At 59.9% G+C, this 16,032-nt stretch carries 16 protein-coding genes; 6 read left to right on the forward strand and 10 right to left on the reverse strand.

Features of this window, described 5'->3' with window-relative positions:
• Positions 1-3 precede the first annotated feature (3 nt).
• Positions 4-1,950: an ATP-binding cassette domain-containing protein gene (locus tag AQ621_RS01490; protein ID WP_058339965.1), complete on the reverse strand. Its 1,947-nt coding sequence runs from the start codon at positions 1,948-1,950 to the stop codon at positions 4-6.
• Between the two features lie 43 nt (positions 1,951-1,993).
• Here AQ621_RS01490 and AQ621_RS01495 point away from each other — a divergent pair, with 43 nt between their 5' ends.
• The 3 genes from AQ621_RS01495 (at position 1,994) to AQ621_RS01505 (ending at position 3,743) form a co-directional block, all read left to right on the forward strand.
• Complete coding sequence (locus tag AQ621_RS01495; protein ID WP_058339966.1) at positions 1,994-2,536, forward strand: TIGR02444 family protein; 543 nt, start codon at positions 1,994-1,996, stop codon at positions 2,534-2,536.
• Positions 2,527-2,907 carry a hypothetical protein gene (locus tag AQ621_RS01500; RefSeq protein ID WP_058339967.1) on the forward strand — a complete coding sequence of 127 codons (381 nt, stop codon included), beginning with the start codon at positions 2,527-2,529 and terminating at the stop codon, positions 2,905-2,907. The genes AQ621_RS01495 and AQ621_RS01500 overlap by 10 nt, the downstream gene beginning before the upstream one ends.
• Positions 2,908-3,029: 122 nt before the next feature.
• Positions 3,030-3,743, forward strand: coding sequence for a BamJ family beta-barrel-assembly machinery protein (locus AQ621_RS01505; RefSeq protein ID WP_058339968.1), 714 nt, complete (start codon positions 3,030-3,032; stop codon positions 3,741-3,743).
• An 81-nt stretch (positions 3,744-3,824) separates the two neighbouring features.
• Here AQ621_RS01505 and AQ621_RS01510 read toward each other — a convergent pair whose 3' ends face one another.
• The 5 genes from AQ621_RS01510 to AQ621_RS01530 all read right to left on the reverse strand — a co-directional run bounded on the left by AQ621_RS01510 (position 3,825) and on the right by AQ621_RS01530 (position 9,268).
• On the reverse strand, positions 3,825-4,304 hold the full coding sequence (locus tag AQ621_RS01510; protein WP_058339969.1) for an Rsd/AlgQ family anti-sigma factor: 480 nt from the start codon (positions 4,302-4,304) through the stop codon (positions 3,825-3,827).
• 72 nt (positions 4,305-4,376) lie between these two features.
• Positions 4,377-4,883: a disulfide bond formation protein B gene (locus tag AQ621_RS01515; RefSeq protein WP_199456867.1), complete on the reverse strand. Its 507-nt coding sequence runs from the start codon at positions 4,881-4,883 to the stop codon at positions 4,377-4,379.
• A 113-nt stretch (positions 4,884-4,996) separates the two neighbouring features.
• Complete coding sequence (rmf, locus tag AQ621_RS01520) at positions 4,997-5,215, reverse strand: ribosome modulation factor (protein WP_022989524.1); 219 nt, start codon at positions 5,213-5,215, stop codon at positions 4,997-4,999.
• 92 nt (positions 5,216-5,307) lie between these two features.
• Positions 5,308-6,867, reverse strand: a complete 1,560-nt coding sequence (gene gshA, locus AQ621_RS01525; RefSeq protein ID WP_058339971.1) for a glutamate--cysteine ligase — start codon at positions 6,865-6,867, stop codon at positions 5,308-5,310.
• A 64-nt stretch (positions 6,868-6,931) separates the two neighbouring features.
• Positions 6,932-9,268 carry a Tex family protein gene (locus tag AQ621_RS01530; protein ID WP_058339972.1) on the reverse strand — a complete coding sequence of 779 codons (2,337 nt, stop codon included), beginning with the start codon at positions 9,266-9,268 and terminating at the stop codon, positions 6,932-6,934.
• 139 nt (positions 9,269-9,407) lie between these two features.
• On the opposite strand from AQ621_RS01530, the gene rep reads away from it, so the two are divergent.
• Complete coding sequence (gene rep, locus AQ621_RS01535) at positions 9,408-11,426, forward strand: DNA helicase Rep (RefSeq protein WP_058339973.1); 2,019 nt, start codon at positions 9,408-9,410, stop codon at positions 11,424-11,426.
• Between the two features lie 48 nt (positions 11,427-11,474).
• Here rep and AQ621_RS01540 read toward each other — a convergent pair whose 3' ends face one another.
• Positions 11,475-11,897, reverse strand: a complete 423-nt coding sequence (locus tag AQ621_RS01540) for a c-type cytochrome (RefSeq protein ID WP_058339974.1) — start codon at positions 11,895-11,897, stop codon at positions 11,475-11,477.
• 206 nt (positions 11,898-12,103) lie between these two features.
• Between AQ621_RS01540 and AQ621_RS01545 the strand changes: the two genes are divergently transcribed.
• Together AQ621_RS01545 and AQ621_RS01550 are read left to right on the forward strand one after the other, a co-directional pair.
• Positions 12,104-12,445, forward strand: a complete 342-nt coding sequence (locus AQ621_RS01545; RefSeq protein ID WP_058339975.1) for a hypothetical protein — start codon at positions 12,104-12,106, stop codon at positions 12,443-12,445.
• A 9-nt stretch (positions 12,446-12,454) separates the two neighbouring features.
• On the forward strand, positions 12,455-13,558 hold the full coding sequence (locus AQ621_RS01550) for a phospholipase A (protein ID WP_058339976.1): 1,104 nt from the start codon (positions 12,455-12,457) through the stop codon (positions 13,556-13,558).
• 219 nt (positions 13,559-13,777) lie between these two features.
• On the opposite strand, the gene AQ621_RS01555 is transcribed toward AQ621_RS01550, so the two are convergent.
• From AQ621_RS01555 to AQ621_RS01565, 3 genes are all read right to left on the reverse strand, one after another.
• Entirely contained in the window at positions 13,778-15,133 is a 1,356-nt protein-coding gene (locus AQ621_RS01555; RefSeq protein WP_058339977.1) for a phosphohexomutase domain-containing protein, read from the reverse strand.
• Between the two features lie 9 nt (positions 15,134-15,142).
• A complete protein-coding gene (gene bfr, locus AQ621_RS01560; protein WP_029654367.1) occupies positions 15,143-15,619 on the reverse strand; it encodes a bacterioferritin in 477 nt (158 codons plus the stop codon).
• Between the two features lie 115 nt (positions 15,620-15,734).
• Positions 15,735-15,941 carry a bacterioferritin-associated ferredoxin gene (locus AQ621_RS01565; protein ID WP_058339978.1) on the reverse strand — a complete coding sequence of 69 codons (207 nt, stop codon included), beginning with the start codon at positions 15,939-15,941 and terminating at the stop codon, positions 15,735-15,737.
• Positions 15,942-16,032: the final 91 nt, after the last annotated feature.

The following is a 16,032-nucleotide window of genomic DNA, read 5'->3' on the forward strand; positions in this document are numbered from 1 at the left end:
CACTCAGCCGGCCAGTTCTGCCTCCAGGTTTTCCACGGTTTCACTGACCTCCAACCACTCGGCTTCCACATCGTCCAGTTCCCGCTTCAGGCCGGTCTGCTGTGCCAGCAGCTCCTTCAGCTTCACCTTGGCGCTGTCGTCGTAGATGGCCGGATCGGACAACTGCTGTTCGACCCCAGCCAGCTCCTGCTGAAGCTGCTCCATCCGGGCTTCCAGGTTTCCCTGCTTCTTGCGCCAGGGGCTCAGTTTCTGGCGCAGCTCAGCTTCCTGACGCTTGCGGGCCTTGCGCTCATCGGCGGTCAGGGCGGTAGCCCCGGCGGCAACCTTGTTTTCTGCCGCCTGTTCGACCACCTCACGTTTCGGAGGCTCGTCGTCATCCTTGCGGCGCTCCGCCAGCCAACGCTCGTAGTCTTCCAGGTCGCCGTCGTATTCCTGCACCGCGCCGTCTGACACCAGCCAGAACTGGTCCACGGTGTTGCGCAGCAGATGCCGGTCGTGGGACACCACCACAATGGCACCGTCGAAGTTCTGCAGGGCCATGGTCAGGGCCTGGCGCATTTCCAGGTCCAGGTGGTTGGTGGGCTCATCCAGCAGCAACAGGTTGGGTTTCTGCCAGGCAATGATCGCCAGCGCCACCCGGGCCTTCTCGCCACCGGAGAAAGATCGGATCGGGCTCAGGGCCTCGTCACCGTGGAAATCAAAGCCGCCCAGGAAGTTTCTTACCTGCTGTTCGGAGGCCCTTGGTGCCTGGCGCTGCAGGTGCAGGAACGGGCTGGCGTCCAGGTCCAGCGATTCCAGCTGGTGCTGGGCGAAGTAACCGATGGCCAGGTGTTCGCCACAGGTTCGCTCACCGGCAAGCAGCGTACCAGTGCCACGCAGTGCATCCATAAAGGTGGACTTGCCGGCGCCGTTCGGGCCCAGCAGGCCGATCCGGGACCCCGGCAACAGGGTGACGTTAATGTTCCGCAGAATGGCGGTATCGCCATGGCCCGCTACGCCGTGTCGAATCGACAGCAAGGGGTTCGATACCTTGTCGGCCATGGGGAATTCGAAGCTGAACGGCGAATCTACATGAGCCGGGGCAATCCGTTCCATGCGCTCCAGTGCCTTGACCCGGCTCTGGGCCTGCTTGGCCTTGGTGGCCTTAGCCTTGAACCGGTCAATAAAGCGCTGGATTTCGGCAATCCGGGCCTGCTGGCGCTCGAAGCCCGCCTGCTGCTGGGCCAGCCGCTCGCTGCGCTGAACCTCAAAGGCGGAATAGTTGCCGGTGTAGAGCACCAGTTTTTTCTGGTCGAAATGCACCAGGTGGGTGGCCACCCGATCCATGAAATCCCGGTCGTGGGAGATAAACAGCAGGGTGCCGGAGTAGCGACGCAGCCAGTTCTCCAGCCACAGGCAGGCGTCCAGGTCCAGGTGGTTGGTGGGCTCATCCAGCAGCAACAGGTCTGACGGACGCATCAACGCCTGGGCCAGGTTGAGCCGGATGCGCCAGCCCCCGGAAAACGCCGACACCGGCCGTTCCGCATCGCTGTCCGCAAAGCCCAGGCCCCGCAACAGGGCTTCTGCCCGCCGAGGAGCAGACCAGGCTTCATGCAGGTCCAGCTCGCCGTGAGCGTGGGCGATGGCGTGGTCATCGCCCCGGGCTTCTGCCTCGGCCAGTTCCCGTTCCAGCCGGCGCAGTTCGAAATCACCATCCAGGATAAAATCCCGGGCCGAGCGTGCCGAGGCTTCGACTTCCTGCGCCATATGGGCAATCCGGCAACCGCCGGGCAAGGATACACCACCCTGCTCCGCCGCCAGCTGCCCCAGTAACAGCTTGAATAAACTGGACTTACCGGCGCCGTTGGCGCCCACAATGGCCACCCGCTGGCCGGGTTGAACTGTCAGGTTGACGTTTTCTAGCAACCAGACGCCGCCTCGTTGTAAACTGAGATCGGTTATCGTTAACATAGATTTACTTTATCCATGGAATTCTGCCGGAACGCGCCCTGCCATGACCGCTTGCCAGCCTGAACCGCTGAATCTGCCGGTAATAATGGAACCGGATAACCCACTCTGGCGTTATGCACTGGCCTGTTGGCGCAACCCCGGGCTGGCACAGGGCTGCCTGGAGCTTCAGAAGCAGGGCTGGAGTGTTACCCGAATTTTATGCGCCGCGTGGCTGGGCGTGAACGGGCGCGTGTTCACTGGTATCGAGGACGCTAAGGTAACAGAGTGGCGCGACCGTGTAACCGGTAGCATCCGGTCGGCGCGAAAATCCATTCCCCGGCACCATCAAGATTGCCGGCAACTGCGGGAAGCCCTGGCCAGCGCCGAATTACAGGCGGAACAAACGGAACTGGCCCTGGCCTGGCAATCCATCATGACCTTGAATCCGGAGACCGGCACCATGCAAGACACCACCGTTGCCATCCTGCAAAACCTGGATGCGGCAGCCCCGGCCCGGACACCGGAGCCCGATCAGATGAATCAATTACACACACTGGCTGCACATCTGGCCGATACTGCCCGGGGAGACAGTCAGCCATGTTCATGAAATGGCTGATTCGCCTGGCGTTTCCGGCACTGGGCCTGCTCTTGCTGCTGATGTTTTTCGGCCTGGGCGACCCGGAGACGGTATCCAAACCCACGGCAGAGAAAAAGCCTGAAGAGGTACCCCGCTTCGAGGGCCTGCTGCCCTCGCCCATTCCGGTAGAGGGCCCCGACATTGTATTCAAGTGGCAAGATACCGAAGGCAACTGGCACTACGCCGACCAGCCTCCGGAGCAGGGCTCCTGGAACGCCCTGGCCATCGACCGGCCTAGCCAGACACCCCAGGCCACAGGCGCCGATTCCGCCAACGACTGGCAGGCACCCTACCGCGCGCCGTTCAGCCTCAATGGCTCCACCGGCAGCAACGGTTCCTGACCTCCCCGGACAACTCCCTTACCACATGTTCAGTGGCATACTGGCGACGAACCCGTTACCTTGTCTTTCTTAACAAATCCAATAGGGCCCGGCGCCCTGATACACGTGTAAAGGACGGAAATATGAAGAAAACCCTGTTAGCTGTTGCCATGACCGGCCTGGTTGCCGGTTGCTCCACTTCCCAGGAACCGGCCAAGGACCCTGCCCTGGAGTCCACTCCGGAAAAGGTCAGCTACGGCATGGGCCTGGTACTGGGCGAGCGCATGGGCAACGACCTGCCAGACCTGCAGATGGAGCAGTTTCTTCAGGGCATCCAGCACGGCCACGCCGGCGATGAAGATGCCAAGCGCCTGAGCCGCGAGGAAATCCAGGAAGCCCTGATGGCGTACCAGCAGGACATGCAGGCCCAGCAGGAGCAGCAGGTCGAGGAACTGGCCCGGAAGAACCAGGCAGCCGGTGAGGCGTTCCTGGCTGAAAACGGCGAGCGTGACGGCGTAGAGACCACCGAGTCCGGCCTGCAGTACGAAGTCATTGAAGAAGGCAATGGCAGCCAGCCGACCGCCGAAGACCAGGTGCAGGTGCACTACACCGGCGAGCTGATCAATGGTGAGGTTTTCGACAGCTCCCGTGAGCGCGGCCAGCCTGTCACCTTCGGCCTGAATCAGGTTATTCCGGGCTGGACAGAGGGCCTGCAGCTGATGAGCGAAGGTGCCCGTTACAAGCTCTACATCCCGTCAGACCTGGCCTATGGCCCGGGTGGCAACCAGGCGATCGGCCCCAACGAGGTGCTGGTGTTTGATGTGGAACTGCTGGCAGTGAATCCGGGCCAGGAATAAACAAAGGCCCTGAACAGCAAAAAACCGGCCTGATTGCCCAGGCCGGTTTTTTTTATGATTCGGTTGTTGACCCTGCCCGGATCAGGCGGATGCCATTTTGCCGGCGTGGGCGTTGTGCAGGTGTTCGATCAGGAAGTCTTCCAGCTCGAACCGGCTCTCAAGTACTTCGCCAAGCTTCGAGACTTCTTCAAACAGGAAGCTCACATCCTGTTCGGTCAGGATGCGGCCATCCACGTTGTCATTGAAGTTCAGCGCCACTTCCGTGGTTTCCTGGATGCGGGGATACACCTTGGCCGCCAGTTCTTCGCCACCGTCGTTGAATTCCCGGGCTTCGCGGATCAGCTGCTCGTAGATTTCAAAATGGCCGGTCGATACATAGTCCACCAGCACTTCGCACAGGCGAATAAACTTTTCCCGGAGCATGTCGGTTTGCGAGTAATCCGTCAGCGCTGACAGCTCACAGTAATGAACCAGCAGTTCCTGGCGCTCTTTCAGCCAACGGTCGATCAGCTCGCTGACGCCACCCCAACGCTCCCTGGCATTCCGGCAATTCTCCAACATGACGCCTGTCTCCCCTCGGTCTTTCCGTCAGGCAACCAAGTTACCCCATGGCTGCAGCCTGCCGCAACTGTTTCAGCTATTCACCCAGTTTTTGGGTTGGTAGCTCCGGAACATGACAAACAAGCCAACCAGAATGACCAGGCTGAAGAACACAGCGGTCCAGCCCGGAATACTCAGACCCAGAAAACGCCAGACCACGGCTGCACAGTCTCCGGTGCCTTTGAGGGCGGTCTGCAGCACTTCAAACCAGGGCAGGACTTCGAGCATGTAATCCACTGAGGGGCCGCAGGCTGGCACCTGGTCTTCCGGCAGGCTTTGCAGCCATAACTGCCGTCCGGCTACGCCAAGCCCGGCACCGGCACTGAGCACCATCAGGAAGCCGTAAACCCGGTTACCGAAACCTTTGGGACCATGCAGGAATGCCAGCAAGCTGACCAGCCCGGCACCCATAAAGCCGAAGCGCTGCAACCAGCACAAGGGACAGGGTTCAAGCCCCATCACGTGCTCCATGTAGAAGGCCACCGCAAGCAGCCCGGCGCACACCAGAAATACAAGACCGAAAATCCATCTGCTCGTCAAAACACTACCCCGCATCACAGTTAGGGACTGCACGAAAACTCAGTGAGCAATCCTACCCCATGACGCGGGCAGAGCATAAGCGGTTAAAGCAAAAGGGGAAGAAAAATCGGGGATCAGGCGATGCGGGCAAACAGATCGTCGTCGCCCTGCTGGCCACCGGCCTGCACGGCTTCACCGGCGTCGTCCCAGCCGGCCTCCCAGGCCGCAATCACAACGTCACCGCGATAGGGGCAGCGGGTTTTGTCCATACCCATGGAACCGGCCATGTAACCCTGCCGATACGCCTTGTTCAAGGCTTCCACGTCCCATCCGAGTTTGATGTCTCTTGCCACGGTACAGCCTCCCTTACCTGATGTTAATAAACGTAACAACAGGTAAGGGAGGCGGCAAGCGGCAAAAGCACTTTCTGTGAGTCAGGTCGCTTTCAGGCTTTCAGATAGTCTTCCAGGAATTCGGAGAACGGCTGGGTATCGGCCGCTTCCATCGCCTGCTGCTCCGCCAGCGATTCCCGGGTCATGGCCTGGTAGGCCGACAGCACATCCGGCGCCAGAGTCTCATTACGGAGGGTTTGCTGATGCTGGCGGGACATTTCCAGGGTCCAGTCCCGGTGGCCAAGGCCGGACGCACTCATAGCATCGAGCACCCGGGCAGAAGGTACCGCCCAGTCTGAGCCCTGCAGCTTGTCGCGCTGTGCAGCCAGGGCGTTGCGGTAGGTCTCACCCTGCTCCCAGCCGTCCAGTTGTTCCGCCAGCGGCTGCAGCCGGTCCAGCAGTTCCCGGGCGGCGTTGCCGACAGGCACCCGTTCGCCGTTTGCCCGGCACAGGGCCAGTTCCTGCCAGCGGCCGGAAGCCACGACATCCTTGTAGTTGTCATCCAGCCGCTCGCATTCTTCGTCGCCAATACGCGGCGAGTCGGTCAGCAGGCAATCGAGCAGGAACAGGTCCAGGAAATCAACCTGCGCCTGGTTCACGCCGACCGGCGAGAAAGGATCGAGGTCCAGGCAACGCACTTCGATGTACTCCACGCCCCGGGCATCCAGCGCCTGTATCGGCTTTTCGCCCCGTTCGGTGGTGCGTTTCGGGCGCACCGCGCTGTAATACTCGTTCTCAATCTGCAGCACGCTGGTGTTGATCTGGATGAACTCGCCATCGCGCTGGGTGCCGATGGCCTCATAGGCCGGCCAGTTGGTGTGGATGGCGCGGTCCAGGGTGCGGGTGTAGGTGGCCAGTTCGTTGAAACAGATATTCAGGGAGGCCTGGGCATTGTTGTGGTAGCCCAGATCGCCCATGCGCAGGGAGGTCGCATACTGGCCGTGCCAGGTGCGGTCGTCGAAGCGGCTGAGATCGTGCTTCATGTTGGCAACGAAGCTGGAATCCAGCGCCGGAGACGCCCCGAACAGCAACATCAGCAGCCAGCTGCGGCGGCGGAAGTTGCGGATCAGCCAGAAGTACTGGTCGGATTTGAAATCCTGCAGGGAATCGCTGTTGCCCGTGACTTCCTGCCACTTCTGCCAGAAGCTGTCGGGCAGCGACAGGTTGTAGTGGGCACCGGCAATGCTCTGCATCACCCGGCCATAGCGCACCGCCAGCCCCTGACGATAAACATGCTTGAGCTGGCCGATGTTGGAACGGCCATACTCGGCGATGGGAATGCTCTGGTCGCCATCGATTTCGCAGGGCATGCTGGCGGCCCAGAACACTTCGTCACCCAGGTTCTGCTGCACATAACGGTGGGTGTCCCGCAGGGATTCCAGCATGGCACCGGTGCTGTTGAACACCGGGGTAATCAGCTCCAGCAGGGCTTCGGAGTAGTCGGTGGTAATCCGCCCGTGGGTCAGGGCAGAGCCCAGAGCCTCCGGATGGGGCGTCTGGGCGATGAAGCCGTTGGCATCCACCCTCAGACCTTCTTTCTCGACACCTTTCAGAAAACCGCTCCAGTCACTGGCGGCAAACTGCTGAAGCAGGGAGTGGCGGGAATCTGCCATGATTGGCTCCTGTTGAAGCGGCTACCCTTTTATGGGATAGCCGCCATTGATTCAAGGAAGTGGTTTAACGGCCGCCTTTACGGGCAGAGGCCAGTGCCTGTGCCAGCGCGCCAGCCATGGCACCCTGCGCGGGCTGGGAACCCTGGCCGCCACGGGGCTTGCGGTCGTTACCGCGGCCACCACTGCGATCGGCGCCACGGGCCGGCTTGGACGACGCCTCGGCACCGGGCTGGTCATCCATACGCATGGACAGGGCAATCCGTTTACGGGGAATGTCCACTTCCATCACTTTAACCTTAACGATATCACCCGCCTTCACCACTTCGCGCGGATCTTTGACGAAAGTATGGGACAAGGCAGAGATATGTACCAGACCGTCCTGGTGCACGCCGATGTCCACGAACGCGCCGAAGTTGGTCACGTTGGTGACGGAGCCTTCCAGCACCATGCCCGGCTTCAGGTCGTTCAGGGTTTCCACCCCTTCCTCGAAGTGGGCGAAACGGAATTCCGGACGTGGGTCCCGGCCCGGCTTTTCCAGCTCGGAGATGATATCTTTCACTGTGGGCAGGCCGAACTGCTCGGTCACGTAATCCTGCGGGTTGAGGCTGCGCAGGAACGCAGAGTCGCCAATAATGTCGTCCACTTTCTTGCCGTTGCGCTGGGCAATGGCTTCCACCACGCCATAGGCTTCCGGGTGCACAGACGAACGATCCAGCGGGTTATCGCCACCGGCAATGCGCAGGAAGCCGGCGGCCTGTTCGAAGGTGCGCTCGCCCAGACGGGAGACTTTCATCAACTGCTTGCGGCTGACGAACTTGCCGTTCTGGTTGCGGAAATCGACGATGTTCTGGGCAATGCTCTGATTCAGGCCGGACACCCGGGTGAGCAGTGGTACAGACGCGGTGTTCAGGTCGACCCCCACCCCGTTTACACAGTCTTCCACCACGGCATCCAGGCTGCGGGACAACTGCACCTGGGACACATCGTGCTGGTACTGCCCTACACCAATGGACTTGGGTTCGATCTTCACCAGCTCTGCCAGCGGGTCCTGCAAACGGCGGGCAATGGACACTGCACCCCGGATGGTGACGTCCAGGTCCGGCAGCTCCCTGGAGGCAAATTCGGAAGCCGAGTAAATCGACGCACCGGATTCATTCACCACAATACGGGCCAGCTTCAGTTCCGGATAACGCTTGCACAGGTCGCCCACCAGCTTCTCGGTTTCCCGGGACGCGGTGCCGTTACCGATGGCTACCAGCTCAATTTTGTACTTCTGGCACCAGGCCGCCAGCTGAGCAATGGAGGGCTCCCACTGATTTTTGGGCGCATGGGGGTAAATCGCGCCGTGGTCGACCACCTGGCCGGTGCCGTCAATCACCGCCACTTTCACACCGGTCCGCAGGCCAGGGTCCAGGCCCAGGGTCGCGCGCGGGCCGGCGGGAGCCAGCAACAGCAGGTCTTTCAGATTGGCGGCAAACACGTTGATGGCTTCAGCTTCAGCGGCTTCGCGTACCTGGGACATCAGGTCAGTTTCAATCTGGGTAGAGAGCTTCACCCGCCAGGTCCAGCGCACCACCTCGCCCAGCCATTTGTCGGCAGCACGGCCGTTGTCGCGAATGTGCCAGTGGGCCGCAATGCGCTGCTCCGCCGGATGGGGCTGGCGGCGGTCATCTTCGGCATCACCCATCACAAGGCTGTAGGCCAGGATACCTTCATTGCGGCCACGTAGAATAGCCAGGGCCCGGTGCGAGGGAACCTTCTTCAACGGCTCGATGTGGTCGAAGTAATCGCGGAATTTCGCACCTTCGTTTTCCTTGCCTTCCACCACGCTGACTTTCAGCTGGCCTTCCTGCCACACGAAATCCCGCAGCGCGCCCAGCAGCTCGGCATCTTCGGCAAAGCGCTCCATCAGGATGTAGCGGGCGCCATCAAGCGCGGCCTTGGTGTCGTCAATGCCCGCTTCGGCATTCAGGTAGCCGGCAGCGGTGGTTTCCGGGTCCAGGGTGGGGTCATCAAACAAGGCATCAGCCAGCGGCTCCAGCCCCGCCTCCTTGGCAATCTGGGCCTTGGTGCGGCGCTTTGGCTTGTAGGGCAGGTACAGGTCTTCCAGGCGGTTCTTGGTATCTGCCGCTTCGATGGCCGTGCGCAGCTCGTCGGTCAGCTTGCCCTGCTCCTCGATGCTGTTGAGGATAGTGCCCCGGCGGTCTTCCAGCTCCCGCAGGTAACGCAGCCGCTCTTCCAGGGTACGCAGCTGGCTGTCGTCCAGGGAGCCGGTGATTTCTTTCCTGTAACGGGCAATAAACGGAACGGTGGCACCTTCATCTAGCAGGGCGACGGTGGCGTTTACCTGCTGCTCACGTACGCCGAGTTCATCAGCAATGCGCCGGGAGATACTGTTCATGCGACCTCTGTTATCTTGCTTACAAAATTAATGGGCAAAGGTACAGCGGCTTGATGTTGCAGGCAAGCTGGATGCGGCGCGGTGGTGTAGAATAGCCGGACGCAACACTCACCCCGGTTTATTCTCTGGCGTCTTTATCGTGAACAAGCTCAACCCCAGACAGCGCGAAGCGGTTCGCTACGCCGACGGCCCCCTGCTGGTGCTGGCGGGCGCCGGCAGTGGCAAGACCAGCGTGATCACCCGCAAGATCGCCTACCTGATTGAAGAACTGGGCATCCCGGGCCGGCACATTGCCGCCGTCACCTTTACCAACAAGGCCGCCCGGGAGATGAAAGAGCGGGTCGGGCGCATTGTTGACCGGGGCAAGACCCGGGGGCTGATTGTCTCTACCTTCCACAACCTGGGCCTGAACATGATCCGGGAGGAGCATGCCCACCTGGGTTATCACCCCGGCTTTTCCATCTTCGATGCCGAAGATGCCAAGGCCCTGCTGCAAGACCTGATGCTGCGCGAAGCCAGTGCCGAGGCCGGTGACGAGCTGAACGATGTGCAGATGACCATCTCGTCCTGGAAGAATGCCATGCGCAGCCCCTCCGAGGCCTACAGCAAGGCGGCAGACGAGCGTGAGCAGCGCATTGCCATCGTTTACAGGCACTACAACGAATACCTGAAAGCCTACAACGCGGTAGATTTTGACGACCTGATCCTGCTGCCGGTGCAGCTGTTCCGGGACAACCCGGAGGTGCTGGCCAAGTGGCGCCGGAAAATCCGCTACATGCTGGTGGATGAGTACCAGGACACCAACGTGTGCCAGTACGAACTGGTGAAACAGCTGGTGGCCGAGCGGGCCGCGTTTACCGTGGTGGGCGATGATGACCAGTCCATCTACGCCTGGCGCGGCGCCCGGCCGGAAAACCTGGCCCAGCTGAAGGAAGACTTCCCGAGCCTGAAAATCGTCAAGCTGGAACAGAACTACCGTTCCACCAGCCGGATCCTGCGCTGCGCCAACACGGTGATTGCCAACAACCCCCACGTGTTCGAGAAAGCCCTGTGGAGTGACCACACCGTGGGTGACGAAATCCGCATCATACGTTGCCGCAACGAAGATGCCGAAACCGAGCGGGTGGCCACCGAGATTCTCGACCAGAAGCTGAAGAACGGCCTGGATTTCAAGGATTTCGCCGTTCTTTACCGGGGCAATCACCAGGCCCGGCTGCTGGAGATGAAGCTGCAGGCCTACCAGATTCCCTACCGCATCTCCGGCGGCCAGTCGTTCTTCTCCAAGAACGAGATCAAGGATGCGATGTCGTACTTGCGGCTGATGATCAACCCGGACGACGATGCCGCCTTCCTGCGGGTGGTGAACGTGCCGCGCCGGGAAATCGGCCCGCGCACCCTGGAGCAACTCAGCCACTATGCCCGCTCCCGCAACGTCAGCCTGTTCAAGGCGCTAGGGGATATGGGTGCGGAAACCCATGTCACCGAAAAAGGCCTGGACCGGCTGCGCCGGTTCGCCCACTGGGTAGACAAGACCTGCGAGCGGCTGTTTTCGGAGAACCCGATTCCGGTGATCAAGCAGCTGTTCACCGACATCGAATACGAGGAGTGGCTGCACCAGCATTCCGGCAGTCCGAAGCAGGCCGAACGGCGGATGGAGAACATCTGGTACCTGGTGGAGTCCATCCAGCGCATGCTGGACGACGGCAAGGGCACGGCCGACGAGATCGGCATCGAGGATGCCATCGCCAAGCTGGTGCTGCGCGACATGATGGAGCAGCGGGAAGAGGAAGACGACAGCGACAAGGTTCAGCTGCTGACCCTGCATGCTTCCAAGGGCCTGGAGTTCCCCCACGTATTCATTATGGGCCTGGAGGAAGAGATCCTGCCGCACCGGAGCAGCATCGAGGAAGGCAATGTGGAGGAAGAACGGCGCCTGATGTATGTGGGCATCACCCGGGCCCGGGAAACCCTGGCGCTGACCTATGCTGCCTCACGCAAGCAATACGGGGAAAAACTGGAGACCATTCCCAGCCGGTTCCTGGATGAACTGCCGGAAGACGATGTGAAATGGGAGGGGCTGGGCGAATCAGACCAGCAGGCCAACCAGAAAAAGGGCAAGGCCACTCTCAGCGCCCTGATTGGCGACCTGGGCCTGTAAAACGACAAAACCCCGCACAGGGCGGGGTTTTGCGTCACAAGCCGGGTGTTACTGGCTTGATTCCACCATGTGTTCAACGGCGGCAACGATTTCTTCATCAGAACAGCTGGCACAGGCACCTTTCGGCGGCATGGCGTTAAAGCCGTTGATGGCATGGCTGATCAGGGTTTCCAGGCCCTGCTCGATGCGGGGCGCCCACTGGTCGGCATTGCCCACAATCGGCGCACCAGCTGCACCGGTGGCGTGGCACGCAGTACAGGCTGCGTTGTACACGTCGCTGCCGGAACGGGCAGCAGCACCGGCGCTGGCTTCCTGGGCAGGCGCAGCTGCGGCTTCGCCACACTCTTCACCCTGCAGGCACACTTCGCCAACCGGCTTGATGCGGTCGCGGATTTCGTCTTCAACACTTGCTACTGCGGCGCCGGCGGCCAGGCCAAAACCAAGCAGAACTACAGCCAGGACTCTCTTCATCTTCACAATGCACCTCGCATTTGAGCGTTATAATCTTTCGGTCGCCGCATTATAGCGACTGTGCCCCGGCAAAAAAACCAAATGGCAGAATCAGAAATTGATTTCAACCATTTTAGTGACAGTTTCGTAGGGTGTATCTGAACTGTTACCGTTTCCGGTTACCATAGCCATCCGACATTCCTCCACCAGGTACCTAGAGCCCGACCATGCCACAGACGCCCGCCCCACGCCCGGATAAACGACGCAAATCCCTGCTGATCCTGGAATTCTCCAGCCTGGCTGTCCTGTTGGTGTCCATGGGCTGGTTCAGCAACCTGTCCAGCGCCGGCAACCCGGTGCATCCGGTCTGGCTGCTGGTTCCTGCGGTGGCCAGTCTGGGTGTTTTTCTCAGCTTTATCGGCCTGATGTACCTGCGCTGGGTAGCCTCGGTCAGCGATGACCGCCGCACCCGGCACCGGATTATTTTTACACTTCTGACCTTAACCCTGCTGGGCGTCTGGGTGTATGGCATTGCCAACACCTGGCTCAGCCTGACCGCCAGCCAGTAAGGACACACCATGCACCTGACCGCCCGTTTTCCCCTTGCCTTGATTGTATTGGCGCTGACGGCAAGCCCGGCGATTTTCGCACAGGATACCGGCGACAGCTCCGTAAACTGCGCCCTGATCCGGGACGGCGTGCAACGGCTGGCCTGCTACGACGCCCGGAATGATCCCCAGACAGCCCGGGATAACGCCAGCGAAGAGGCACTGAAAACCTCTGAAGCACAGGCGGAACAACTGGCTGCCGACAAGGAGACCCGCGCGGAGATTGTCGGCAACGCCCTGGAGGATGACCCGGACGAAGGGGTCATGAAGTCACTGGTGAATAATTACCTGGCGGCCGAGCAGGCGGTGTTTTCCTTTGCCGGTAGCCTGGTAACCCACAAGCCCAACTACATCCTTCCGCTGACCTGGGTAGACCACCCCAACCCGAACCCGGTCAGCCCGCGGCTGGGCACCACTGGCTACGACTACTTCCTGGAGAACGAGGAAGCGAAGTACCAGATCAGTTTCAAGGTACCGTTGCTGACCGGCTTCTTTGATAAGCGGACCACGTTCTGGTTCGGCTATACCCAGAAGTCGTTCTGGCAGGTGTACAACCAGGACGAATCAGCCCCCTTCCGGGAGACCAACTACGAGCCTGAGCTGTTTTTCCGGCACCAGCTGGACTGGGATATCGGGCCGGGGACCCTGAGCGGTGTCACCATCGGCTTCAACCACCAGTCCAACGGCCAGGCGGACCCCCGGTCCCGGAGCTGGAACCGGATCAAGGCGTCCGCCGCGTATAGCTATGACCGATGGTTGTTCCAGGTGGAGCCGTGGTACCGGCTGCCGGAGAGTTCCAGCGAGAATGATAATGCGGATATCGAACGGTATCTGGGGCACGCCAGTTATAACGCGGTGTACAAGCTGACGGAGGATCGGACGTTTTCGCTGAAGTTGCTAAATAATTTGCGGTCGGATAACCGGACGTCGGTGGAGTTTGGGTACAGTTTTCCTGTTGGGGATACGTTGAAGGGGTTTTTCCAGTATTACAACGGGTATGGGGAGAGTTTGATTGACTACAATGAGCGGATTGAGCGGTTTGGTATCGGCATCATGCTGAATGACTGGCTTTGACTCGGGTGCAAAGCCTTTGTCACGCTAGGCTTGGGTGCAAGGTCTGGGTGAGGGTACCCCTTTCTGAAACACGCTCCTTGCGGCACGTCCTTGTGACGCTTGAGCTCCGCCATCCATGGCTCCGCACAGTTTCATAAAGGGGTACCCTCACCCAGCCCCCGAACAATACACTAGGCCTTCCTGCGGCCGCATGCCTTCCGAAGTGACAGAGGCCTAGCGTCAGGCCCTGTTTAACCTTTCCATTTCCGCCAGTAGTTCTTCCGTTTTCTTTTCCATCAAGGCCTTGTCAGCCCGTGCTTCCACGTTCAGGCGAACCACCGGTTCGGTGTTGGACATGCGCAGGTTGAAGCGCCAGTTTTCGAATTCCACGCTCAGGCCGTCTACGTAGCTGACGTTTTTGGCGCCGGGGCTGTAGAGGGCTTCTATGGCGGCGAGGACTTTGGCGGGGTCGGCTATGGTGCGGTTGATTTCGCCGCTGGCCGGGTAGGTTTCTATTCTGGCGTCGATGAGGGACGACAGGGTTTGGCCGCTCTGGCACAGGCGTTCGGCGATGAGTAGCCAGGGGATCATGCCGCTGTCGCAGTAGGCGAAATCGCGGAAGTAGTGGTGGGCACTCATTTCGCCACCGTAGACGGCATCTTCGTCGCGCATTCTTTGTTTGATAAAGGCGTGGCCGGTTTTGCTTTCGATGGCTTCGCCGCCGGCGGCTTCTACCAGGTCCTGGGTGTTCCAGGTGAGGCGGGGGTCGTGGATGACTTTTCCGCCGCCGGTTTTTCTGAGGAACTGGTCCGCCAGCAGGCCGACGATGTAGTAGCCTTCGATGAAGCGGCCGGTTTCGTCGAAGAAGAAGCAGCGGTCGTAGTCGCCGTCCCAGGCGATACCCATGGCGGCGCCGTGTTCGATGACGGCATCTGCCGTGGCGGTGCGGTTTTCCGGCAGGATGGGGTTGGGTACGCCGTTGGGGAAGTGTCCGTCCGGCTGGTGGTGCACTTTGATGAATTCGAACGGCAGGTGTTGTTCCAGTTCATCAATCACCAGACCAGCGCCGCCGTTGCCGGCGTTGCAGACGATGGTCATGGGCTTGAGGGAGCTGGCGTCGATGTAGCCCAACAGGTGGTCTGTGTAGGCGGCCATCACTTCCAGGGTTTCGTACCTGCCCTGCTCCGGCGCATCAAAGAAGGGTTCGCGCACGCGGTCCCGGATGTCGTTCAGGCCGTTATCGGAGCTGATGGGCCGGGACTGGGGGCCGACCATTTTCATGCCGTTGTGGTCTTTCGGGTTGTGGCTGGCGGTGACCATGATGCCGCCGTCCATGCCGTAGTGGCTGGTGGCAAAGTACACCTGTTCGGTGCCACACAGGCCGATGTCGTAAACGTCGGCACCGGCCGCCATCAGGCCGGAGCTGAGCGCCTCGGAGATTTCCGGGCTGGACAGGCGGATGTCGTAGCCGACGATGACTTTTTTTGCACCGGTAATTTCCACATAGGCCCGGCCGATTTTTTCTGCCAGGGGCGGGTTCAGCTGGTCCGGAACCCGGCCCCGGAGGTCATAGGCTTTGAAGCAGGACAGATCCATTGTCGGTGATTACTCCGCTGCCGAGGACTGCAGCTGGATGTAGTTCTGGATACCCATCTGGGAAATCATCTCCAGCTGGGTTTCGAGCCAGTCGATGTGTTCTTCTTCGCTGTCGAGGATGCTCCGGAACAGTTCGCGGCTGGTAAAGTCCTGAACCTGTTCGCAGTAGATGATAGCTTCTTTCAGGTCGGTGTGTGCGGTGTGCTCAAGCTTTAGGTCGCACTCGATCATTTCCTGAACATTTTCGCCAATCAGCAATTTGTTCAGATCCTGCAGGTTGGGCAGTCCCTCCAGGAACAGAATGCGCTCGATCAGCTGATCGGCGTGCTTCATTTCGTCAATGGATTCTTCGTATTCCTTGGCTGCCAGCTTGGTAATGCCCCAGTCCTTGTACATTCTGGAATGCAAAAAATACTGGTTAATGGCGGTCAGCTCGTTGGCAAGAACCTTGTTCAGATACTGGATGACTTTCTTATCGCCTTTCATAACCAAATTCCTTATGTCGCAGTTGCTTTAATTCACAAGGATAGTCGGTTTACCGGCAATAAAAAATCACGGATGTGAAAGAGGTGCAATTGCAGTATCGGGACAGGTCAGCCCGTCAGGCGGGCTGGGCCAGCATGTTGGCAAGCGCCAGATAATCCGGTGACCGGGCTTCCTTAAGGATCTCCCGCGCGGTGCAGGCGCAGCGACCACACTGGCGGCCGACACCCAGCTCTTTACCCAGCTGGCGCATGGAGCTGACACCATTTTCGGCGGCTTCGCGGATTTCTCTGTCTGTTACCCCGTAACACAGGCAAACGTACATAGGGCGCTCTCACTAACAGCACTAAAGTTAGTGATAATTATTGTCATTAACAAACAGGAATGCAACCCTTTTAACCGCGGAATTTGTTGAG

Source organism: Marinobacter sp. P4B1 (assembly GCF_001447135.1).
GTDB classification, from domain to species: domain Bacteria; phylum Pseudomonadota; class Gammaproteobacteria; order Pseudomonadales; family Oleiphilaceae; genus Marinobacter; species Marinobacter vinifirmus.